The organism is Collinsella intestinalis (assembly GCF_902501455.1).
Taxonomy (GTDB): domain Bacteria; phylum Actinomycetota; class Coriobacteriia; order Coriobacteriales; family Coriobacteriaceae; genus Collinsella; species Collinsella intestinalis.
Map to the genome: position 1 here is coordinate 335,178 of NZ_CABWIC010000011.1, position 20,624 is coordinate 355,801.

A 20,624-nucleotide genomic window follows, 5' to 3' on the forward strand; every position below is an offset into this window, starting at 1 on the left:
ATGGGGGGCGGCCAGCGCGCTTCGAGGCGCCATCGAGATATTGTAGGCCAAAAAACCCTGTAGGATTTCTGCGTATGCGCAGCTCGGCGAGTATGATGTACCAATTGGCTGACACGTGTTGCCGCTGCGGTGCAGCGGCATGGTTGGGAGGGTTCATGACCCAGAACGCATCCGAGCAGACCCAGCAGAAGGTGCTGGTTTTCGACTTCGGCGCGCAGTATGCGCAGCTCATTGCCCGTCGCGTGCGCGACCTGCATGTATATTCTGAGATCGTCCCGTGCGACATCACGGCCGACGAGGTGCGTGAGATGGCGCCCTCCGCGCTGATTCTCTCCGGCGGCCCCGCGTCCGTGTACGCCGAGGATGCCCCGACGGTTGATCCTGCCATCTACGAGCTGGGCCTGCCCATCCTGGGATTTTGCTACGGCCACCAGGTGACCGCCGTGACGCTCGGCGGCGAGGTGGGCCACTCCGAGATCGGCGAGTACGGCCCCGCCACCATCGAGCGCGACCGCGAGAGCGCGCTGTTCAACGCCACGCCGCTCGAGCAGACCGTGTGGATGAGCCACCGCGATGCCGTCTCGCGCGTGCCCGAGGGTTTTGCCGTGACGGCCAGCACCTCCGTGTGCCCGGTCGCCGCTATGGAGAACGCCGAGCGTCGTATCTACACCACGCAGTTCCATCCCGAGGTGAAGCACACCGAGTACGGCCAGCAGCTGCTCAAGAACTTCCTGTTCGACATCTGCGGCCTCGAGGCAGCGTGGACCATGGACAACCTGGTCGAGACCATGACGGACGAGTTCCGTGCGGCCGTGGGCGAGGACCGCGTGATCCTGGCGCTTTCCGGCGGTGTGGATTCCTCCGTGGTGGCGGCCCTCGGCGCTCGTGCCGTGGGACGCCAGATGACCTGCGTATTCATCAACCACGGGCTGCTCCGCAAGGGCGAACCCGAGCAGGTGGAGGAGGTCTTCACCAAGCAGTTTGACGTCGACTTCGTGCACGTGCACGCCGAGGAGCGCTACGCCGCGCTGCTCGACGGCGTGACCGACCCCGAGGAGAAGCGCCGCATCATCGGCACGCAGTTCTGGAACGAGTTCTTCGCCGTGGCCAAGGAACTCGAGCAAGATGGCCGCCCGGTGAAGTACCTGGCTCAGGGCACCATCTACCCCGACATCATCGAGAGCGGCGCGCGCAAGACCGGTGGCAAGACGGCCACTATCAAGAGTCACCACAACCTCATCCCGTTCCCCGAGGGCGTGCACTTCGACCTCATCGAGCCGTTGGATCACTTCTTCAAGGACGAGGTCCGCGAACTGGGTCTGGCGCTGGGTCTGCCCGAGCATATCGTGTACCGCCAGCCGTTCCCGGGTCCTGGCCTGGCCATCCGCATCATCGGCGCGGTGAGCCCCGAGAAGCTCGAGATCTTGAAGAACGCCGACGCCATCGTGCGCGAGGAGCTGGATGCGTACAATGCGCGCCTGTTCGAGCAGACCGGCGAGCGCAATTCCGAGCACTCCTGCTGGCAGTACTTCTGCGTGCTGCCCGACATCAAGTCCGTGGGTGTGATGGGCGACGAGCGTACCTACGCGCGCCCCGTGATCCTGCGCGCCGTGGAGTCCAGCGACGCTATGACCGCCGACTGGGCGCGCCTGCCTTACGAGGTGCTCGCGCGCATCTCCGGCCGCATCGTGGCTGAAGTCCCCGGCATTAACCGCGTGGCGTACGATATCACGAGCAAACCGCCGGCGACCATTGAGTGGGAATAACGGGAACTGGCTTCTGAACTCGCGTTTTGGTGCTGCGAGTACCGCCTGATACTGTTTCGGCATCGCCACAGGACAAAGCCGCCAGCGAAATAGTGGGAATAACAGCCCTCGAACCCTCTGGTTCGAGGGCTTTCTTTTTGCATTTCTAGCTCAGGAGGACGATATGTCAAAAGTGAGGGGAATAGAGCGATTTGCCGATGCCATGAGCGACTGTAAAGGCGGTTACGTCCTTATTGGTGGAGGGCGTTGTATGCCCTAAAAGACTTCTCAATCAAGTGGTTGGGAAGTCTCTTAGAACACACAACCTAAAACCGAAAAAAGGAGCGAAAGTTATGAGAAAACGCGTAATATCAGTATTTAACAGAAACTACTATATAGGAGCTTTTGTATGGAAATGAACGGAGGATTTCTTGTCACCAAAATAAAGCAGCTTGGAGACCGGATTTTCGAGAAGATTCTCAGTGAAAAGAATATTGATGCGTTTAATGGAGCCCAGGGACGCATTCTTTATGTGCTGTGGCAGGAGGATGGCATCTCAATCAGGTCGCTCTCGACTAAATGCGGATTAGCGATAACGTCTCTTACTACGATGCTGCAAAGAATGGAAAATCAAGGGCTGATAAGCCGTGTCCAGTCTGAAACGGACAAAAGGAAAACACTCCTGTTTCTGACTGAGAAAGCACATGCCTTAAAGGGCGAGTACGATTCTGTGTCTGATGAGATGGGCAGCATTTACTACAAAGGTTTTTCAGAGGAAGACATTATTCGGTTTGAGGAATGCCTCGACCGCATCAGAAAGAATCTTGAGGAGTGGCGGAAGCCATGAGTATTTGTATCAAAGATCAGATTCAGAACATGAATATCGTCATTGGCTGCACAGTGGGATGTACATATTGCTATGCTCGCAACAACGTGAAACGCTGGCATATGATTGATGACTTCGCTGACCCTCAATTCTTTCCGCGTAAGCTCAAGATGATGGAAAAGAAACGTCCGCAGAACTTTCTTCTTACCGGGATGAGCGATCTCTCCGGATGGAAGCCGGAATGGAGAGACGAGGTATTTGCAAAGATCCGTGAAAATCCGCAGCATCAGTTCCTGTTCCTTACCAAGCGACCTGATTTGCTAGATTTTGATACCGATCTCGAAAACGCATGGTTTGGCATTACGGTGACGAGGAAAGCAGAACTGTGGCGTATCGACGCCCTTCGGAAAAACGTCAGAGCAAAACATTACCATGTCACCTTTGAGCCGTTATTCGACGATCCCGGCACAGTTGACCTTTCCGGAATCAACTGGATCGTTGTCGGCACCATGACCGGAGCTCAGAGCAGGAAGATTCATACGGAGCCGGAATGGGCATGGTCTCTGGCGGACCAGGCGCATAAGCTCGGCATTCCGGTGTTTATGAAGGAAGACCTTGTCCCTGCCATAGGGGATGAAAATATGATTCAGGAAATGCCGGAAGAATTTAATAAAGTATTAGAGGTACAGAGATCATGGCAGAAGTAATCGATGGAATCCTCATTCGTGAGGTGGAAGCAAAGAACATCATGACCAAGTCTAGTCTGCCGGTAGGCGGCTACTCGGTCAATCCCTATGTGGGCTGCACACATGCCTGCAAGTATTGCTATGCTTCTTTTATGAAGCGCTTTACCGGACACACGGAAGAATGGGGCACATTCCTTGATGTGAAGCATTGGCCCGAAATTAAAAATCCGAAGAAATATGCCGGACAGCGGGTGGTTATCGGTTCTGTGACGGATGGCTACAATCCACAGGAGGAGCAATTTAGGAATACCAGAAAACTTCTGGAGCAGCTGATCGGCAGTGACGCAGATATTCTGATCTGCACAAAGTCCGATCTTGTGGTGCGGGATATTGATCTGCTGAAAAAGCTTGGACGAGTAACCGTTTCATGGTCGATCAACACACTGGATGAAAATTTCAAGAACGATATGGACTCTGCTTCGAGCATTGAGCGGCGTATCGCTGCTATGAAGCAGATATATGAAGCAGGTATCCGTACAGTCTGTTTCGTATCCCCGGTATTTCCCGGTATCACGGACTTTGAAGCCATTTTTGAGCGGGTAAAGGATCAGTGCGATCTGTTCTGGCTCGAAAATCTCAATCTTCGGGGCGGTTTCAAGAAGACGATGATGGATTATATCGCCGAAAAACATCCTGATCTTGCACCACTTTACGATGAGATCTATAACAAGCATAACCGCAGCTACTTTGAAGCACTTGAAGTAAAAGCTGAGGAAATGGCTAAGAAGTATGATTGCCCCTTTGCGGATAATGAAATGCCTTATGGAAGATCCCCGCAGGGACATCCGGTGATCGTGGATTATTTCTATCATGAGGAGATCCGAGGAACAGAAAATACCGGAAAAAGAAATCGCTAACTTATCGTTCATCATATTGTGCCAATGCATATCAGAGAAATGTGCGCTTATCAAAGACGGCAGATTCGATGACAAACGGACAACTGGCAGGAACGGCGACTTTACAAGCTGCAGATCAAGGCTACGTTCAAATTTGCAAACGAAGCCGCCTGCTACGATTCTCTCAGTCATCGCTCCTGCGTATCCCGTCTGACCCGCGGGAACGCAAGACGATAAAGCCGCTGGCTACGATTCACTGCGCTAAACAGTGTTAAAGAGGGAAATCGGCCGTTTTGGCATCCATTTCGGGCGGCTTTGAGTCTCAAAACCCGCTTGTTTTTGTCCCCGGGACAAAAATGAAACTTCGGGCTCGCGGTTTCGAAATAGTTCGCGGATTTGTCCCAAACGCCTACGCGAAGTCATGCGGCGGGATTCGGCGGCAAGACGGTCGAAGCCGACGACCAAGCTGGAGTCAACTGGAATGACACAACAGTAAACGAGCGTGAAAGGGTGGGAGTAGAAAATTCCTTAGTTATGGGGGTATAAATTTGAATCCCTTTAGGATAAACCCCCATGACTATATGAATTGACCTGCTGACTCCAATGAAGATTGGAGGGTAGCGGCCAGGGGCGACGGCCCAGCGAGTGTTATTTTGCGAGCTATGCGCATTGAAAGCGACCTTTCGTGGTATAAACTACTTGCCGGAAGCCGCGGCTTTCAGAGTACGGCTTACGTGTACGTTTAACCTCCGTGGGCGACGGGGTGCCGCAAGGCGTAGAATATCGCCCACCTGTAGGGGCCTGCAGCGATGCGGGCCCCGCTTCGTATGAAGGGGGCGTAACCGATGAAGATCGTGTCCATCTCCCAGGACTTCTTCGACCTCGTCGAGGGCGACCGCGAGTTCATGCTTAAGCACAATCGCCCCTGCATCGTGGTGGTGAGGCTGCGTTTCCGCGCGAAGCGCAGGGACTTCGCCGTACCGCTGCGTTCCAACATCGCCCCTAACGTGCCCAAAGACCAGTACTTTGCGTTGCCACCCCGCCCCACGACGCGCCCCGGCTGCCGCCACGGCATCCACTACATCAAGATGTTCCCCATAACCAAGTCCTACCAGCGCCGCTTCAGGACCGAGGGCTCGGCCTACTACGAGACGCTCCAGCGCATCATCGACGGCAACACCAAGCGCATTGTCTCCGAGTGCCAGGCATACCTCGACCGCTACGAGCGCGAGGGAAGGCCTCGCTTTGCCGTCGACATCGACCGCATCGTGGGGCTGCTGGAGGGCGAGAAGTAGGGCACCTCGGCTCAGTTTCGAGCCATGTGGAGTCGCTCCGCATTTTTAAACGCCGCGCGCTCCAAATACCCGAGAAGCAGGCCATGAGGTGCGGCGGAGCACTCGTGCCCAGCGCGCAGCCATCTCCATCGGCGTCTACGGTGCGCTACAACATCACGGGCAAACCGCCTAACAAGCCGAGCATCCTGATCGTTCCGTCTATGAGCTACGTTGCCGTGCGGGGCAAGGGACCGTCGATGACGACTTCGACGGGTTCATCAGGCGCGGCGGGCTCGCTGGGTCCTACGATTACGATGACATCTCGGAGTCGTACGGCTACATCTGCGACGTCTACAAGACCATCCTCACGCGTGACCTTGTTCAAAAGTTCTCGCTGCCTGATTCTACCGTGCTGGAGAGGTTGGCCGAGTACATGATGGACAATTCCGGCAACCTCAATTCGCCCAACAACATCGCCAATGTGCCCGACGCTAACAGGGTTCCCACCAACCACGTCACCGTCGGGCGCTACATCTCCTATCTCCGCGACGCCTTCGTCTTCTATGAGGCGAAGCGCTACGACATCAAGGGGAAGAAGTGCCTGAGCACGCGGGCGAAGCATTACGTATGCGACTCGGGTATGCGCTATGCGGTCCTGGGAACGCGCGACATGGACTGGGGGCATGTACGAGAACGCGGCCTTCCTGGAGCTGATGAGGCGAGGCTACGAGACCTACGTCGGGAAGCTGTACCAAAAAGAGGTCGACTTCGTTGCGAAGAGGGGATCGGAGCTCGTCTACATCCAGGTAAGTGACGACATCAGCTCCGATTCGACGCTCGAGAGGGAGCTCGCGCCTGCATGGGAGGCGCCGTCGTCATATAGGCGGCCGAAAGGATAGTCGTCAAAGGAGGGTCCTGGGTACATCGCCCAGGACCCTCCTTGTTTAGCATTTACGGAACGGCAATTGCACGTGGAGGTGGCTCGTGCTGAGTGCGTCGCACGCCCCGCGTCGCCCCTAGTCGAACAGGCTTGGCATGTCGTCGTCCTTCATGAGGGCGCCGGCGGAGGGCAGACTCTGGGCGGTGAACTTCTCGGCGGAGACGCCGGCGCCCAGCACCTCCTCGGCCGTGCTCACGGTGGTGATGGCGCGACCCTTCTTGGCGGTGAACGCCTGGATGCCCTGTGTGTTGGTTGTCGTCTTAGTCTTGAGCAGCGACGTGTTGAAGTTCATCAGGCGGTAGTCGCTCGAGACCAGCGCGATGTCGCGGTTCTCCTTGAGCACCTGCGCATATAGCAGCTTAGACCCGCCGTAGATGGCGTTCTTGAGGCGCTTGCGGTTGGTCTTAGTGACGTAGCCGGCGAGCGCGACGCGCACCGCGCGCCCGTTCTCAAAGACGAACAGCACGTCGGCCTTGTAATCCTCCGGGTCGATGACCCAGATCACGCTCTCGTCGGGATCCATCTCGAGGTCCGTCGCCAGGTACGAACCCAACTGCGCGGACTTGGTGTCCTCAAACGCCGCGACCTTGCATTTGTACACCTGGCTCTTGTTGGTGAAGACCAGCAGCTCGTGCGTGTTGGCGGACGGAAACTCGATGAAGGGCTCATCGCCGTCTTTGTATTTGAGCTCCGCAGCCTTGCGCAGAACGCGGTCCGTCATCTTCTTGAGGTAGCCCTCGCGTGAGAGCATGATGGTGACCGGGTACTCCTCGACCTCGGGCTCCAGGCTCACCTCGATGACGTCGGACGGCTCGATCCTGCCCGTGCGGCGCGGCATGACGTACTTCTTGTTGACTGCAGCCAGCTCGTCGCGGATGACCTTTTTGATGTTGTCCTCGCTCGAGAGGATCTCCTCGAGCTCGGCGATCTCGGCCTCGAGCTTGGCGATGTCCTTGGTGCGGTTGAGGATGTATTCCTCGTTGATGTTGCGCAGCTTGAGCTCGGCCACGAACTCCGCCTGGGTCTCGTCGATGTCAAACCCGCGCATCAGGTTGGGGACGACCTCGGCCTCGAGCTTGGTGCCGCGGATGATGGCGATGGCCTTGTCGATATCGAGCAGGATGGCCTCCAGGCCGTGCAGCAGGTGGAGGCGCTCGGACTTCTTGCCCAAATCGAAGCTCACGCGGCGGCGTGTGGACTGGATGCGCCACGCAACCCACTCATGCAGGATCTGGCGCACGCCCATGACGCGGGGATAGCCGTCCACCAGGACGTTGAAGTTGCACGAGAACGAGTCCTGCAGCGTGGTGGTGCGATAGAGCTTTGCCATGAGCTTCTCGGGGTCCACGCCGCGCTTGAGGTCGATGGCGATGCGCAGGCCGGAGAGGTCGGTCTCGTCGCGGATGTCGGCGATCTCGCGCACCTTGCCCTCCTTGGAGAGCTTGATGATGCGGTCGATGATGATGTCGGTCTTAGTGGTGTAGGGGATCTCGTAGACCTCGATGATGCGCTCTTCGGGGACCCAGCGCCACCGCGATCGGATTTGGAAGCTGCCCAGGCCCGTCTCGATGATGCGCTCCATCTCCTCGCGGCGGTAGATGATCTCGCCGCCGGTGGAGAAATCGGGCATGGGCATGTACTCGAGCAGGTCGCAGCTGGGGTCCTCGAGGAAGTGCATGGTGGCACAGCAGACCTCGTTGAGGTTGAAGCCGCAGATGTCGGAGGCCATGGCCACGCCGATGCCCTTGTTGGCCGACACCAGGATGTTGGGGAACGTGGTGGGCAGCAGGCGCGGCTCCTTCATGGCGCCGTCGTAGCTGTCCACGAAGTCGACCGGGTCCTTGTCGATGTCCTTGAAGATCTCGGCGCAGATGGGGGAGAGCTTGGCCTCGGTGTAACGCGAGGCGGCGTAGGTCAGGTCGCCCGAGTAATACTTGCCAAAGTTGCCCTTGGACTCCACGAACGGCGCGAGCAGCGCCTCGTTGCCCGTGGCGAGGCGGACCATCGTCTCGTAGATGGCGGCGTCGCCGTGCGGGTTGAGCTTCATGGTCTGACCCACGATGTTGGCGCTCTTCTGGCGCTCGCCCTTGAGCAGGCCCATCTTGTACATGGTGTAGAGCAGCTTGCGGTGCGAGGGTTTGAAGCCGTCGATCTCGGGGAACGCGCGTGAGACGTTGGTGCTCATGGCGTAGGGCATGTAGTTGGTTTCGAGCGTCTCCGTGATGGGCTGCGCCGTGACCTCCGAATGCAGGCCGATGACGTTGTCGGTGTTGACCTGCTTCTTCTTGTTAGGGGTGTTGGTTTTCTTCTTAGCCACGATTTCCTCTTGATGCTTCCTTTAGGGCCGTTGTGCTGTAGCGCGTGCGGGGCCGCCGGATGGCGGGCGCGGGGCTTGTCGCGGGTTGACGCCGCTCGCCCTGGCCGCTCGCCCTTACTGCAGGTCCAGCTGGTCGAGATATTCCTTGCCGTGCTCGGCGATATGGCGCTTGCGGCCGGCCTCGTCGTTGCCCAGCAGCAGGTTGAACATGGACTCCATCTTGGCCACGTCCTCGGGCTCCACCTTGATCAGGCGGCGCGTCTCGGGGTTCATGGTGGTGAGCCACATCATGTCCGGGTCGTTCTCACCGAGACCCTTGGAGCGGTTGATGGAGCACTTCTGGTCGCCGATCTCGGTCAGGATGGCGTTCTTCTCGAGCTCGGTGTAGGCGAAGTAGGTCTTCTCTTTGCAGTTAATCTCATACAGCGGCGACTCGGCGATGTACACGTAGCCCTCGTCGATGAGCGTGGGGACCAGGCGGTAGAGCATCGTCAGGATGAGCGTGCGGATGTGGTAGCCGTCCACGTCGGCGTCCGTACAGATGATGACCTTGCTCCAGTTGAGGTTGTCCAGGTCGAAGGCGCCCAGGTTCTTGATGCGCTTGTCCTTGATCTCCACGCCGCAGCCCAGCACGCGCATGAGGTCCATGATGATGTCGGACTTGAAGATGCGCGGGTAGTCCTCCTTCAGGCAGTTGAGGATCTTGCCGCGGACGGGCATGACGCCCTGGAACTCGGCATCGCGCGAGGTGCGGATGGCGCCCGCCGCCGAGTCGCCCTCTACGATGTAGACCTCGCGGCGGGTCTTGTCCTTGGAGCGGCAGTCGATGAACTTCTGCACGCGGTTGGCCATATCGGTCTTTTGCTGCAGGTTGGTCTTGATGCTCTGGCGGGTCTTCTCGGCGTTCTCGCGCGAGCGCTTGTTGATGAGCACCTGCTCCATGATCTTGTTGGCGGCGTCTTTGTTCTCAATCAGGTAGGTCGCCAGGCGCTCCTTGAAGAATGCCGTCATGGCCTGCTGGATGAAGCGGTTGTTGATGGCCTTCTTGGTTTGGTTCTCGTACGACGTCTGGGTGGAGAAGCAGTTGGTCACCAGCACCAGGCAGTTCTGGACGTCCTGCCATTTGATGGAGCTCTCGTTTTTGTTGTACTTGCCCTGTTGCTTGATGTAGGCGTCGATCGCGCTGGTCAGCGCGCTGCGGGCCGCCTTTTCGGGCGAGCCGCCGTTCTCGAGCCACGAAGAGTTGTGGTAGTACTCCTGCATCTGGAAGGTGCGGGAGAAGCACAGGCAGGCCGTGATTTTGACGTTGTAGTCGGGCAGGTCCTCACGGTCGCGGCCGCGGCGGTCCGCCTCGATGAAGAAGGGCTCGGTGAGGTAGTCGGCGCCTACCTTTTCGAGCACGTAGTCCTCGATGCCCTTGGGATAGCAGAAGTCCTCTTCGGTGAACTCGCCGTCGTCGCCCTCGATGCGCAGGCGGAAGGTCACGTTGGCGTTGACCACGGCCTGGCGGCGCATGGTCTCGCGGTACCACTCGTGGGGGATGCTGATCGAGGTGAAGACCTCCAGGTCCGGGCGCCACTTGATGGTGGTGCCGGTGCGGTCCTCGTCTGAAGGCTCGATTTCGAGCGCCTTCTTCTTGGCGCCGACGACCTTGCCCTTCTTGAAGTGGAGGGAGTACTTGTTGCCATCGCGCCAGACCGTGACGTCCATGTACTCGGAGGCGTACTGGGTCGCGCAGGAGCCCAGGCCGTTGGTGCCCAGCGAGAAGTCGTAGTCGCCGCCCTCGTTGTTGTTGTACTTGCCGCCGGCGTAGAGCTCGCAGAAGACGAGCTCCCAGTTAAAGCGCTTTTCGGACGGGTTCCAATCGAGCGGGCAGCCGCGGCCGTTGTCCTCGACCTGGATGGAGCCGTCGCGGAAGGCGGTGAGGGTGATCAGCTTGCCGTAGCCCTGGCGCGCCTCGTCGACGGCGTTGGACAGGATCTCAAAGGCGGCGTGCGCGCAGCCGTCGAGCCCGTCCGAGCCGAAGATGACGGCGGGGCGCAGGCGTACGCGCTCCTCGTCCTTGAGCTGACGGATACTGTCGTTGCCATAGTTTGCGGTGTTCTTTGCCATGCTCGCTCTCTCGGTGGTTCCCTTTTGCGTCTTTGTAGCCATATAGATGAATACCGTAGCATAGCCCAGCTCGCATGGAGTCTTGTCCAATCGAAATCCATCGAACATGTGTTTGTATATTTAATGGGTGAGAGAGTTATGTAGGCTATAATTCAAGTCGTCATGCTGTGCAACGCCGCTTTGTTTCCCTTGGAAATGCGGAATGATAGCGCGCGGGTATAATCTGGCGATAGAGTGGCTGTGGAGGTGCGTGATGTTCTACAACTATGCGGAACTCGAGGACGGGACGCAACTAGCGTTTTCCAACGTTCTCGATGGTGGCGAGGTGCAGGTTTCTATCGAGCGACCCGTTGAGCTTGGGTTTGACTCCGCTATGTGCACGCTTCCTGCATTTGAGTGGTCGGAAATCGAGGGCTTCGACGAGGCTGACATCGCGCGTCTCGACTCCTTTGTCCACAACAACGCGCAGCTGATTTTGCGACTTGCTCGGGAGGCATCGAGGGAATATGCCTAGGCTCTTCCTCTTCCAAGGTTTCGCTATCTTTTTTTGGACGGGTGAGGACGGTGAGCCCGTGCACGTTCACGTTGCGAAAGGCCGTCCCACCGTAGGGGCAACCAAGATTTGGCTGACGCGCAATGGCGGCTGTGTGCTTGCGAACAACGGCAGCAAGCTCAACAAGAAAGACCTTGCGAACGTGATGGACTTTATCCTCGCGAACTATGACGAAATTTGCGAGCGCTGGAAAGCCTACTTCCACGGGGATATCAGCTTTTATAAGTAAGCTGCCGGATATCTCCATCCCCCGTTATCGGTGCTTTTCGCGCTTTGTAGCGCCTCGGCACCGCCGATATGCGGTTGATCGTGCGGCGCCGACTTTTTCGATTATGCCTTCCTGCTGCAGCTTTGAGAGGATGCGCTCTAGCGTGCGCTGGCTCATCCTCGGGTTGGCGTCCAGGATTTCCCGCTTTGTGGCCGAGCCGATCAACCGGTCGAAGAACGCGCGAATTGCCTCTTCGTTGTCCGCGGGGGCGCCCACGAGAGGGAGCCTGTTGGCGAGCTCTCGGTAGCAGGCGTCAATGATGCCGAGCATGTAGGTGACAAAGGGAGCGTAGTCGCTCTTTCCTTCCCGCCAGCCTTGGGAGCTTACGGCAAGGGCTTCGTAGTAGGACTCTTTTGTTCGCTCGATCTCCCTCTCGATCGAGACGTACTTTCCCACGTTGTAGCCTGATCGATACATGAGCAGCAGCGTGAGCAGCCTGCTCATGCACCCGTTGCCGTCGTTGAACGGGTGAATACTCACAAAGTCGAATGCGAACACTAGGGACACCAGCAGGGGGTCGTACGTCCCGACATCCATTTGATTGCGGTATTCCTCGCAGATGGCCTCGACGGCGTCGGGCGTCATGACGGCGGGCGTGGGAACAAAGCGCGCGACGAGTTCGCCTTGCGCGGTGCGCTCAGTGATCACATTGTCCGAATCCTTCCATGTGCCCGCATGGGAATCGCCCGAATAGCGGTATAGTTCGCGGTGGAGCTGCAGGATCACGCCAGGGGTGATCGGGATGTCGTCATGGCTCTCGTGGATGAGGTCCAAAACATAGCGGTAGCCGGCGATTTCGCGTTCATCGCGGTTTCTGGGTTCGGCCTTTTCGAGTATGAGCTCGCGCAGGCGCTTGTCTGAGGTCGAGATGTTCTCGATTCTGTTTGATGCGCTCGTGCTCTGAATCTTGGCAACTTCCACCAAAGCGACGAAGCGGTCGGGGTGGGCGATGGAGAGCAGGGAGGTCTTACCTTTGTGCTCGCGGATATTCCCAAGAGCGGAGACGACCTCGGGGGTCATAAGGCTGCTGAGCGCTCGGTTGTAGTCGAATTGAGTCATAGTATCCTCGCCATCTGCGTAGTATCCTCGACAAGTATATTAAATTTGGCGAAGATACTTTAGACGTGGCGAGAATTTGGTCAGCCTATCTTGGCCTTTCTTTCGAATTCGCCGACGACGCGGGCTATTGCTCTGTGTCCGAGCATTCATGGCGCTTGAACTTGGACGGCTGATACCCCGCCCTTTCCAATGCCACCCCATGCCGCGGCGATATAATGTTGTAAACGCATTTGTATTGCATTTCGAGCGATGGGAGTGCAGATGCCTGAAAGCTACAAGGAGCTTATCAAGGGCAATCCCGACGAGACCGAGATCAGGAGCTTCCTGGTGAATGGCGATCAGGTTTCCGTGACCCTGCGCATCCCCGACACCTTGCGCGACGCGGCGAAGGAGGAGGCTGTCCTGCGAGGCATGGGCTTCTCCGCCTTCGTGCGCACCTGCATGATCGAAGAGCTTGCGAAGAAGGGGGCGCGAGCATGATCCGGGTCAAGACCCTTACCGTCCAGCTCATAGGCGCGCAGCCGGATCGTATCCGCATTTGTCGTATCGACGGTGAGTCGCTCGTGACCGTCGTCGTCCCGAGGGGGGACCTCGCCGAGGCGAAGTCGTTGCCGAACATCCCGCAGCGCGGCATCTACTACCTGCTCGATGAGGACCACGGCATCGTGAGTCGCGTCTACGCAGGGCAGACGACTCAGGGCATCGTCCGGCTCGACACGCACAAGGCAAAGAAGGAGTTCTGGAACAAGGCCGTCATGTTCCTCGACGGCGATCAGAACATTAGCAAGGACGCACTGGACGTCCTTGAGGCGAAGGCTATCGACTATGTACGTACCCACGGTTCGTACGAGACCGACAACTTGGCGACGCCCAAGCCTTACGTCGACCCGTACAAGGAAGAGGCCGTCGAGCGCCTGCACGAGAGGATCCTCTTCAGGATGGCGGCCTTGGGGTACGACCTCGACAGGGTCGACCAGGGTCCCGCGGGCGCGCCGGCGGTCTTCCATACGAGGAAGAACGGTATACGCGGGGCGGGGCGCTATGACAAGGCCACCGGGCACTTCACCGTGCTCGCTGGTTCGAAAGTGAACCTTTCGAGGCCCGTGTTGAAGAACGCAGGCGTCGCGGCCGTGCGCAGAGAAATCTTCGGCGATTCGGGCGGCATCGCAGAGCTCACCGAGGACCTCGAGTTTTCAACGCCCAGCGCCGCCGCGGTGTTCGTGCTCGGCGGCAGCCAGAACGGCTGGACCGAATGGGTAAGCGACGACGGAGAAACGCTCAACCAAGTCTATAGAAGCGAGGAAAACTAGATGAACAAGCAGCAGCTGGCCTCCAAGATATGGGAGTCCGCCAACAAGATGCGCTCCAAGATTGAGGCAAACGAGTACAAGGACTACATTCTGGGATTCATCTTCTACAAGTTCCTGTCCGAGACCGAGGTTGCCCGCCTGAAGGCGCGCGACTTCGCCGAGGAGGACCTGCCCAGCCTGGTGGAAGAAGACGAGGAGACGGTCGAGTTCGTCAAGGGCGAGTGCGGTTACTTCATCGCCTACGAGAACCTCTTCTCCACCTGGGTTGCCAAGGGCGGCGACTTCGAGATTTCGAACGTTCGCGACGCCCTCTCCGCCTTTAGTCGTAATATCGACCCCGCCCGCAAGCGTGTCTTCGACGGCATCTTCGACACGCTGCAGACCGGTCTCTCCAAGCTCGGCACCGACGCACGGAGCCAGTCCAAGGCCGCCCGCGACCTCATCTACCTTATCAAGGACATCCCGATGGACGGTCGGGCGGACTACGACGTGCTGGGCTTCATCTACGAGTACCTCATCAGCAACTTCGCCGCCAACGCTGGCAAGAAGGCCGGCGAGTTCTACACGCCGCACGAGGTTTCCATGCTCATGAGTGAGATCGTCTCATGGCACCTTGCCGGACGAGAGAACATCACCATCTACGACCCCACCAGCGGATCGGGATCGCTGCTCATCAACATCGGAAAGGCTGTGGCGCGCCGCAACGGCGATCCGGACTCCATCAAGTATTACGCGCAGGAGCTCAAGGAAAACACCTACAACCTCACGCGCATGAACCTGGTGATGCGCGGCATCCTTCCCGATAACATCGTGGCCAGAAACGGCGACACGCTCGAGGACGATTGGCCGTGGTTCGACACGGTGGAGAACAAGGACGAGACCTACGACCCGCTATTCGTTGATGCCGTGGTGTCGAACCCGCCGTATTCTCAGAATTGGGACCCGGAAGACAAGGAGCTCGATCCACGCTTCAAGTTTGGCGTGGCGCCCAAGTCCAAAGCTGACTACGCCTTTTTGCTGCACGACCTGTATCACCTGCGCCCCGACGGCATCATGTGCATCGTCTTGCCGCACGGCGTGCTGTTCCGCGGTGGCGAGGAGGGCGCCATCAGAAAAAACTTGGTGGAGAATCGTCACATCCAGGCTATCATCGGCCTTCCTGCCAACATCTTCTTCGGCACAGGCATCCCCACCATCGTCATGGTGCTGCGCAAGCAACGCGAGACGAGCGACGTTTTGGTGGTGGACGCCTCAAAGCACTTCGTGAAAGAGGGTAAGAACAACAAGCTGCGAGCAAGCGATATTAAGCGTATCGTTGACGCCGTGACAACGAACGCAACCGTCGACAAGTTCAGCCGCCTGGTGACCATCGACGAGATACGCGCCAACGATTACAACCTCAACATTCCGCGCTATGTGGACTCGAGCACGGCCGCCGAGAGCTGGGACGTGTACGCCACCATGTTCGGCGGCGTGCCGAAGGCCGAGGTCGACGCTCTCGACCGCTACTGGAGGGTGTGGCCGAGCCTGAAGGGCCAGCTGTACGGTGAGGGTAGCGGATCGTGCCTTGCTTCCATGACAGATGACGTGGCGGCAACGGTGAAGGCCAACGCCGACGTCGTTTCATTTCTGGGCGGCTATCGGGATATGCTGTCGCACTTGCCTGCAGAGCTGCGGAAAAGACTGGTAGACGGCTCGTTGCAAGTCGACGCCGTGGCCGAGGAGGACCATATCGCGGAGCTGATCCGCGACGCCCTCTCCGATGTCGCGCTCGTCGACGGGTACAATGCCTACCAGGCTCTCGACGATGCATGGACGGGCATCTCCGGCGACCTCGAGGTTATCCAGACCGAGGGTAGCGAGGCCGTACGCAAAGTCGATCCGAATATGGTGATAAAAAAGAAAGACGGAAAGGAAGCTGAAGTTCAGGACGGCTGGATTGGTCATATACTCCCGTTCGAGCTAGTGCAAAGCCACATGCTCACAGCCGATGTTGCCAAAATAAACTCGATGCAGGAGAGGCTGTCCGCCATATCCTCGTCTTGTTCTGAATTGATCGATTCCCTGGACGTTGAGCAACTCGACTCTCCAGCGATTAACGACTCGAATGATGCGTTCGTCCTCAAAGAGATCAATGCCCATCTTAACAGCGAAATGAAGTATATCTCCTCTCCAGAGATTCGTGTCCTGGAAGAATATCTGAAGCTTCTTGATCGAAAAGCGAAGAAACAAGAAAAGCTAGGCTTCATTGAAAAACACTCTGAGGTTTCCTGGCAGGAAATGGAGTCAAACAAAGACGGAACATACGGCAAAGCAAAGGTTGCATCCTATATAGGAAAGTTAAAGCTGGCAGTAGGCTTTCCTGCTGATAGCTTTGAATACGTCCTTGCGCAAGCGAAGGAACTCCTCGACGAGGAGAAGTCGCTCAAGAAAGCGAGTAAGGAAGCGAAGCTTGCCCTTGAGGAGAAGACCAAGGAGGTTGTCGAGAGCCTGACCGACGCCCAGTGCGACGAATTGCTTGCTGCGAAGTGGATTGAGCCGCTGCAGACTGATTTGCTCGAGCTGCCCAATGCCGTCGTAAGCGATTTCATCGCAAAGGTCGTCGCGCTGAACGCAAAGTACGCGACAACATATTCAGACGTATGCAACCAGATCGCTGAGGCGGAAAACGAGTTGGCGGCGATGCTGGGCCAGCTCACGGGCAACGAGCACGATATGGCGGGCATTGCTGAGCTGCGAAAACTGTTGGGGGGCGAATAGCATGGCGGAAAAGACCAATGCGCCCGAAATCCGCTTCGAGGGTTTTACTGACCCTTGGGAACAGCGTAAGTTCTCTGATTTGACCGACAGGGTTTCCATTCAGTCAAGCGATCCCGATTTGCCTCAAGTCGAATACGAGGACATCATTTCCGGCGAGGGTACGCTGAACAAAGATTTGCGCGACAAAGAAGGCGGCAAGACGGGAATTAAGTTTTACGCCGAAGATGTTCTGTACGGGAAGCTTCGTCCTTATTTGATGAATTGGCTATACCCGCAGTTCAATGGCGTAGCTGTAGGTGATTTTTGGGTCCTTAGGGTCACGGGGTGCGACAGCTCATTTTTGTATCGGCTGGTTCAAACGGACAGCTTCCAAAGGCTCGCAAATGCATCTTCGGGCTCTAAGATGCCCCGCGCAGACTGGAATCTGATTTCGCAATCGTTCTTCGCCGTGCCCGCCGATCACGCCGAGCAGAAAGCAATTGCGAAGAGCTTAGCCGAGCTTGACTCCCTCATCACCCTTCATCAGCGTAAGTACGACAAGCTGTGCACGGTGAAGAAATCGATGCTCGACAAAATGTTTCCGAAGCCCGGCGAGACCGAGCCCGAAATCCGCTTCGAGGGTTTTACTGACCCTTGGGAACAGCGTAAGTTGGGAGAATTTGGTTCGGTTGCGATGTGCAAGCGCATCTACAAAGAGCAAACCTCGGAGCAGGGCGATGTTCCGTTCTTTAAGATTGGAACTTTTGGTACGGATCCAGATGCCTTCATCTCCAATGAGCTGTTTGACTACTTCAAGCGTACCTATCCGTATCCAACCCCGGGCACGTTATTGATATCGGCTGCAGGAAGTATTGGGCGAGTTGTTGAATACCAAGGTGAAAAGGCATATTTTCAAGACTCAAACATTGTTTGGCTCGAACACGATCATAGATTGAACGATACGTTTCTCAAGCCTTTATATTCGCAAATTGAATGGGGCTTAGAAGGCAGCACGATTAAGCGACTTTACAACAAGGACTTACTGAGTGCAGAAGTCACTATTCCAGGCAGTGGAGAGCAAAAAGAAATCGGCCGATTCTTTGCCAAGCTCGACGACCTCATCGCCCTTCATCGGCGTAAGTTGAATATACTGAAGAATACGAAGAAATCGCTTTTGGATAAGATGTTCGTTTAGTTTTTTCAACACAGATATCACTCTGAGATCCCGAAACCGCCAATTCGCATTAGTCGAATTGGTGGTTTTTCCAATTTGTAATCGAGTTGCAAGACACTACTGCCCTCCTAATGCTCACGCTGATGAAGGGTGATAAGGCTGTCGAGCTTGGTAAAGTATTGGCCAAGCTGCTTCTGCTCTACCGCAGAAGGAACAGGAACGCTCAACTCCATCACCTTGTTTTTGGAGATGTTGAACCTAGAGATCCCCTGAGCCAGCAGAGTGAGATTGGAACGCACCGAACTTGATCTGAGCATATAAGCAAGGTAATGCGGGTCAAACGTTGAATCTTGCCTGTAACCAAAACAGAAGCTGTTTAGGTAAACATCTTCCTGGTCAGAGAGCCAAACAGAGGACATTCCGACTTCATCCGGCGTTTCAGATGACACAGTAAAGAACACGTCACCATACGCAACCTGGTTTTGACTCGAATCAATTTCGACTGCCTCGAGCCGCTTCGTGTCCGTCAGTGGGTTATCGAAGACATTGGTATACGGGATGAACCTTGCGTTGCCGTGGCCGAAATCCTCTTTGGTTTTGCCGGTCAAACCGCCATAGGTTGTCCCACAGTTGCCCAACTTACGCTGTTCCCAAGCGGTTATCCAAATTGGACGACTTCATCTTGGGAACAGCGTAAGTTGGGAGAACTCTGCACTATTTCTAAGGGGCATGGCTACAGCAAAGCCGACATTAGGGATGTTGACACCCCACTGATCTTGTATGGGCGCCTGTATACCCAATATGAATCACGCATTGAGGACGTGGACACTTTTGTCGTTGGGCAAGAGGGCTCGCTTCTTTCAAAGGGTAACGAAGTAATCGTTCCCGCATCCGGGGAAACGGCAGAAGATATTGCTGTTGCATCATCCGTGCGCAGGCCAGGAATCATTTTTGGTGGCGATTTGAACGTTGTCACTCCAGTACGCAAACTTGATCCAGACTACACCGCGCTTGCTATAACGTACAGCAAAGCTCATGACGATTTGGCAAAGCGGGCACAAGGAAAATCAGTCGTGCATGTTCATGGCAACGACATCGCCGAAGTTGAGGTCTCTTACCCGTCGGAAAGCGAGCAGAAGCGCATATCTACGGTCGTTCTCGGTCTCGACAACCTCATCACCCTTCATCAGCGTGAGCCACGGTTTGCTGATACAGGTTAAATTAGGGTCGAAAGGGCCCTCATGACGATGTCAATGTCCGTGTTCTCGAGCTCTTGGATGACATGCAAGTAGGTTTCTTGGGTGGTAGTCATGCTCGCGTGTCCGAGTCTTCGAGATACGCTGGCGATGGAGACGCCAGCGAACAGCAGAAGCGACGCGTGAGTATGCCTCAGCCCGTGGACAGATATGATGGGCGCCCCAACGTTTTTGCAATGGCGCGCCAAGACGCTGTTAGCCGTCGAGTTGTAGACCTTCCCCTTCGCAAATATGGGCTCAGTCGGCGGAAGGTCTTTGAGCAATCCAGAAAGTTGCATGATGAGCTGCCAGTCGAGTTGAACCTTTCTCACCGATGAGGCGTTTTTCGTTGGGACGAATCCGCCGCCGTTCTTGTAATCCCAAGTCTTGTTCACCGAGAGCGTTTGATGGGCGAAGTCGAAGTCTTCGGGAGTAAGCCCAAGGGCCTCGGAGAAGCGCAGACCCGTTTTAGCGACTATGAGAATAAGCCAATCCCAACTCGGCCCGCCTGATAAATCAAGGTCGCCGAGCATAGCATGAAGCTCAAATTGGTTGAGATACTTGATCTTTTTCGCACGCGGCTGTTTTCCTTTGATGATGGCCTTGCGCGTGGGATCGCGGGGGATGAGCCCTTCGTCAACTGCGTCAAGAATCGCCCCCTTAAGTTGATGGTGGAAGTCCATAGTTGTCTGGCGCTCGTGATGTTCTGCGTAACCATTGATGAGCTGCTGGTACGAGGTTCGGTCGAGATCTTTTATCTTGAGGTCTGGAATTAGCTTGGCGAGCCAAGACTGCGTGAGCCGGTACTTTCCCATGGTGACCTCACGGATGGCCCCTTCTTTGTAGACGCTGATCCATTGCGAGTAGTAATCGCAGAAAAGCGATTCTTCATTGATGCTGATTGGCATTTTTACCCTCTTTCGTCATGTGAGGTGGCTCACGCTGATGAAGGGTGATGAGGTCGTCGAGCTTGGACAAGCAATCCCCGATTGCCTTCTGCTCGGGCAAGCCTGGAACTGGCACCCTAAGGTCCTTAACAATGGCACCGGAGAGATTTCCTTGGCCACCTTGAAGATAGGTGGCAACAATCGCATCCTTTTCTCGACGCAGCCAGCTTGCAAGGAATCCAGAATCGAAACCAGCATAAGGGCAGATTGCAAGAATCGCCTGGTTGATGGCGCCGTTAATTCGCGAGATGCCGGCCTCGCCACTCGTAGCACCATAGAGCGCATAGAGGATACAGCCCGCATCCACCAGAGCCGCGGATGACTCCGCAAGGCCCCTTTCCGTCAAATAAAGCTCGGTCTTGTCAGCGTTAATTTCGGCGGATCTGATGAACGGAATCGAACCATTGTAGTAGTCAGGATTGTTCGCCTGCGGAGTGCCTCCAGAGTATGAGCTGGTGATATCCCCCAACTTACGCTGTTCCCAAGATGAAGCGAGGGGACGCATGGTCGCATGCGTCCCCTCGGATAGACAAACTCTCAATC

General features: G+C 56.4%; 19 protein-coding genes and 1 pseudogene. 14 read left to right on the forward strand and 6 right to left on the reverse strand.

Going from position 1 to position 20,624, the window contains the following annotated elements; genetic code table 11:
- Positions 1-155: 155 nt before the first annotated feature.
- The 7 genes and pseudogenes from guaA (at position 156) to AOBCEHNH_RS06460 (ending at position 6,326) form a co-directional block, all read left to right on the forward strand.
- The gene (guaA, locus tag AOBCEHNH_RS06435) at positions 156-1,766 is read left to right on the forward strand and encodes a glutamine-hydrolyzing GMP synthase (protein ID WP_152063622.1); all 1,611 of its coding nucleotides are present in this window, start codon (positions 156-158) and stop codon (positions 1,764-1,766) included.
- 388 nt (positions 1,767-2,154) lie between these two features.
- Positions 2,155-2,592, forward strand: a complete 438-nt coding sequence (locus AOBCEHNH_RS06440) for a radical SAM mobile pair system MarR family transcriptional regulator (protein WP_152063623.1) — start codon at positions 2,155-2,157, stop codon at positions 2,590-2,592.
- On the forward strand, positions 2,577-3,278 hold the full coding sequence (locus tag AOBCEHNH_RS06445; protein WP_226803329.1) for a radical SAM mobile pair protein A: 702 nt from the start codon (positions 2,577-2,579) through the stop codon (positions 3,276-3,278). Before AOBCEHNH_RS06440 ends, AOBCEHNH_RS06445 begins: the two co-directional genes overlap by 16 nt.
- A complete protein-coding gene (locus AOBCEHNH_RS06450) occupies positions 3,266-4,174 on the forward strand; it encodes a radical SAM mobile pair protein B (RefSeq protein WP_152063624.1) in 909 nt (302 codons plus the stop codon). The genes AOBCEHNH_RS06445 and AOBCEHNH_RS06450 overlap by 13 nt, the downstream gene beginning before the upstream one ends.
- Before the next feature lie 824 nt (positions 4,175-4,998).
- Positions 4,999-5,448 carry a hypothetical protein gene (locus AOBCEHNH_RS06455; RefSeq protein ID WP_152063625.1) on the forward strand — a complete coding sequence of 150 codons (450 nt, stop codon included), beginning with the start codon at positions 4,999-5,001 and terminating at the stop codon, positions 5,446-5,448.
- Between the two features lie 250 nt (positions 5,449-5,698).
- A pseudogene (locus AOBCEHNH_RS08190) lies at positions 5,699-6,085 on the forward strand (DUF8612 domain-containing protein); the annotation flags it as partial.
- 25 nt (positions 6,086-6,110) lie between these two features.
- Positions 6,111-6,326 carry an ATP-binding protein gene (locus AOBCEHNH_RS06460; RefSeq protein ID WP_193221206.1) on the forward strand — a complete coding sequence of 72 codons (216 nt, stop codon included), beginning with the start codon at positions 6,111-6,113 and terminating at the stop codon, positions 6,324-6,326.
- Between the two features lie 117 nt (positions 6,327-6,443).
- Here the strand turns inward: AOBCEHNH_RS06460 and AOBCEHNH_RS06465 are convergent, their stop codons facing one another.
- Together AOBCEHNH_RS06465 and AOBCEHNH_RS06470 are read right to left on the reverse strand one after the other, a co-directional pair.
- A complete protein-coding gene (locus AOBCEHNH_RS06465) occupies positions 6,444-8,684 on the reverse strand; it encodes a DNA gyrase subunit A (RefSeq protein WP_152063626.1) in 2,241 nt (746 codons plus the stop codon).
- 114 nt (positions 8,685-8,798) lie between these two features.
- The gene (locus AOBCEHNH_RS06470) at positions 8,799-10,796 is read right to left on the reverse strand and encodes a DNA gyrase/topoisomerase IV subunit B (protein ID WP_152063627.1); all 1,998 of its coding nucleotides are present in this window, start codon (positions 10,794-10,796) and stop codon (positions 8,799-8,801) included.
- Between the two features lie 253 nt (positions 10,797-11,049).
- On the opposite strand from AOBCEHNH_RS06470, the gene AOBCEHNH_RS06475 reads away from it, so the two are divergent.
- On the forward strand, positions 11,050-11,310 hold the full coding sequence (locus tag AOBCEHNH_RS06475) for a hypothetical protein (protein ID WP_152063628.1): 261 nt from the start codon (positions 11,050-11,052) through the stop codon (positions 11,308-11,310).
- The gene (locus AOBCEHNH_RS06480) at positions 11,303-11,578 is read left to right on the forward strand and encodes a DUF4160 domain-containing protein (RefSeq protein ID WP_226803330.1); all 276 of its coding nucleotides are present in this window, start codon (positions 11,303-11,305) and stop codon (positions 11,576-11,578) included. The genes AOBCEHNH_RS06475 and AOBCEHNH_RS06480 overlap by 8 nt, the downstream gene beginning before the upstream one ends.
- Positions 11,579-11,602: 24 nt before the next feature.
- Here AOBCEHNH_RS06480 and AOBCEHNH_RS06485 read toward each other — a convergent pair whose 3' ends face one another.
- Positions 11,603-12,676: a Fic family protein gene (locus tag AOBCEHNH_RS06485; RefSeq protein ID WP_152063630.1), complete on the reverse strand. Its 1,074-nt coding sequence runs from the start codon at positions 12,674-12,676 to the stop codon at positions 11,603-11,605.
- A 261-nt stretch (positions 12,677-12,937) separates the two neighbouring features.
- Here AOBCEHNH_RS06485 and AOBCEHNH_RS06490 point away from each other — a divergent pair, with 261 nt between their 5' ends.
- Genes AOBCEHNH_RS06490 through AOBCEHNH_RS08060 form a run of 4 tightly spaced genes read left to right on the forward strand, consistent with a single transcriptional unit; the run spans position 12,938 to position 17,920 of the window.
- Positions 12,938-13,156, forward strand: coding sequence for a hypothetical protein (locus AOBCEHNH_RS06490; protein ID WP_226803331.1), 219 nt, complete (start codon positions 12,938-12,940; stop codon positions 13,154-13,156).
- Positions 13,153-13,986, forward strand: a complete 834-nt coding sequence (locus tag AOBCEHNH_RS06495) for a GIY-YIG nuclease family protein (RefSeq protein ID WP_152063632.1) — start codon at positions 13,153-13,155, stop codon at positions 13,984-13,986. The genes AOBCEHNH_RS06490 and AOBCEHNH_RS06495 overlap by 4 nt, the downstream gene beginning before the upstream one ends.
- Complete coding sequence (locus AOBCEHNH_RS06500; protein ID WP_152063633.1) at positions 13,987-16,746, forward strand: type I restriction-modification system subunit M; 2,760 nt, start codon at positions 13,987-13,989, stop codon at positions 16,744-16,746.
- A 1-nt stretch (position 16,747) separates the two neighbouring features.
- Positions 16,748-17,920 carry a restriction endonuclease subunit S gene (locus tag AOBCEHNH_RS08060; protein WP_226803332.1) on the forward strand — a complete coding sequence of 391 codons (1,173 nt, stop codon included), beginning with the start codon at positions 16,748-16,750 and terminating at the stop codon, positions 17,918-17,920.
- 107 nt (positions 17,921-18,027) lie between these two features.
- On the opposite strand, the gene AOBCEHNH_RS06510 is transcribed toward AOBCEHNH_RS08060, so the two are convergent.
- Positions 18,028-18,507, reverse strand: a complete 480-nt coding sequence (locus tag AOBCEHNH_RS06510; protein WP_264297777.1) for a restriction endonuclease subunit S — start codon at positions 18,505-18,507, stop codon at positions 18,028-18,030.
- Between AOBCEHNH_RS06510 and AOBCEHNH_RS06515 the strand changes: the two genes are divergently transcribed.
- Complete coding sequence (locus AOBCEHNH_RS06515; protein ID WP_193221207.1) at positions 18,475-19,119, forward strand: restriction endonuclease subunit S; 645 nt, start codon at positions 18,475-18,477, stop codon at positions 19,117-19,119. The genes AOBCEHNH_RS06510 and AOBCEHNH_RS06515 overlap by 33 nt on opposite strands.
- Here the strand turns inward: AOBCEHNH_RS06515 and AOBCEHNH_RS06520 are convergent.
- Together AOBCEHNH_RS06520 and AOBCEHNH_RS06525 are read right to left on the reverse strand one after the other, a co-directional pair.
- Positions 19,116-20,042 carry a site-specific integrase gene (locus tag AOBCEHNH_RS06520; protein ID WP_152063636.1) on the reverse strand — a complete coding sequence of 309 codons (927 nt, stop codon included), beginning with the start codon at positions 20,040-20,042 and terminating at the stop codon, positions 19,116-19,118. The genes AOBCEHNH_RS06515 and AOBCEHNH_RS06520 overlap by 4 nt on opposite strands.
- Positions 20,023-20,586, reverse strand: coding sequence for a restriction endonuclease subunit S (locus AOBCEHNH_RS06525; RefSeq protein ID WP_226803334.1), 564 nt, complete (start codon positions 20,584-20,586; stop codon positions 20,023-20,025). The genes AOBCEHNH_RS06520 and AOBCEHNH_RS06525 overlap by 20 nt, the downstream gene beginning before the upstream one ends.
- Positions 20,587-20,624: the final 38 nt, after the last annotated feature.

Excerpts from the sequence above, each read along its gene's own strand:
- guaA (WP_152063622.1), top strand. The coding sequence starts at position 156 with ATGACCCAGAACGCATCCGAGCAGACCCAGCAGAAGGTGCTGGTTTTC.
- AOBCEHNH_RS06440 (WP_152063623.1), top strand. The coding sequence starts at position 2,155 with ATGGAAATGAACGGAGGATTTCTTGTCACCAAAATAAAGCAGCTTGGA.
- AOBCEHNH_RS06450 (WP_152063624.1), top strand. The coding sequence starts at position 3,266 with ATGGCAGAAGTAATCGATGGAATCCTCATTCGTGAGGTGGAAGCAAAG.
- AOBCEHNH_RS06455 (WP_152063625.1), top strand. The coding sequence starts at position 4,999 with ATGAAGATCGTGTCCATCTCCCAGGACTTCTTCGACCTCGTCGAGGGC.
- AOBCEHNH_RS06460 (WP_193221206.1), top strand. The coding sequence starts at position 6,111 with ATGTACGAGAACGCGGCCTTCCTGGAGCTGATGAGGCGAGGCTACGAG.
- AOBCEHNH_RS06470 (WP_152063627.1), bottom strand. The coding sequence starts at position 10,796 with ATGGCAAAGAACACCGCAAACTATGGCAACGACAGTATCCGTCAGCTC.
- AOBCEHNH_RS06475 (WP_152063628.1), top strand. The coding sequence starts at position 11,050 with ATGTTCTACAACTATGCGGAACTCGAGGACGGGACGCAACTAGCGTTT.
- AOBCEHNH_RS06480 (WP_226803330.1), top strand. The coding sequence starts at position 11,303 with ATGCCTAGGCTCTTCCTCTTCCAAGGTTTCGCTATCTTTTTTTGGACG.
- AOBCEHNH_RS06485 (WP_152063630.1), bottom strand. The coding sequence starts at position 12,676 with ATGACTCAATTCGACTACAACCGAGCGCTCAGCAGCCTTATGACCCCC.
- AOBCEHNH_RS06490 (WP_226803331.1), top strand. The coding sequence starts at position 12,938 with ATGCCTGAAAGCTACAAGGAGCTTATCAAGGGCAATCCCGACGAGACC.
- AOBCEHNH_RS06495 (WP_152063632.1), top strand. The coding sequence starts at position 13,153 with ATGATCCGGGTCAAGACCCTTACCGTCCAGCTCATAGGCGCGCAGCCG.
- AOBCEHNH_RS06500 (WP_152063633.1), top strand. The coding sequence starts at position 13,987 with ATGAACAAGCAGCAGCTGGCCTCCAAGATATGGGAGTCCGCCAACAAG.
- AOBCEHNH_RS08060 (WP_226803332.1), top strand. The coding sequence starts at position 16,748 with ATGGCGGAAAAGACCAATGCGCCCGAAATCCGCTTCGAGGGTTTTACT.
- AOBCEHNH_RS06520 (WP_152063636.1), bottom strand. The coding sequence starts at position 20,042 with ATGCCAATCAGCATCAATGAAGAATCGCTTTTCTGCGATTACTACTCG.
- AOBCEHNH_RS06525 (WP_226803334.1), bottom strand. The coding sequence starts at position 20,586 with ATGCGTCCCCTCGCTTCATCTTGGGAACAGCGTAAGTTGGGGGATATC.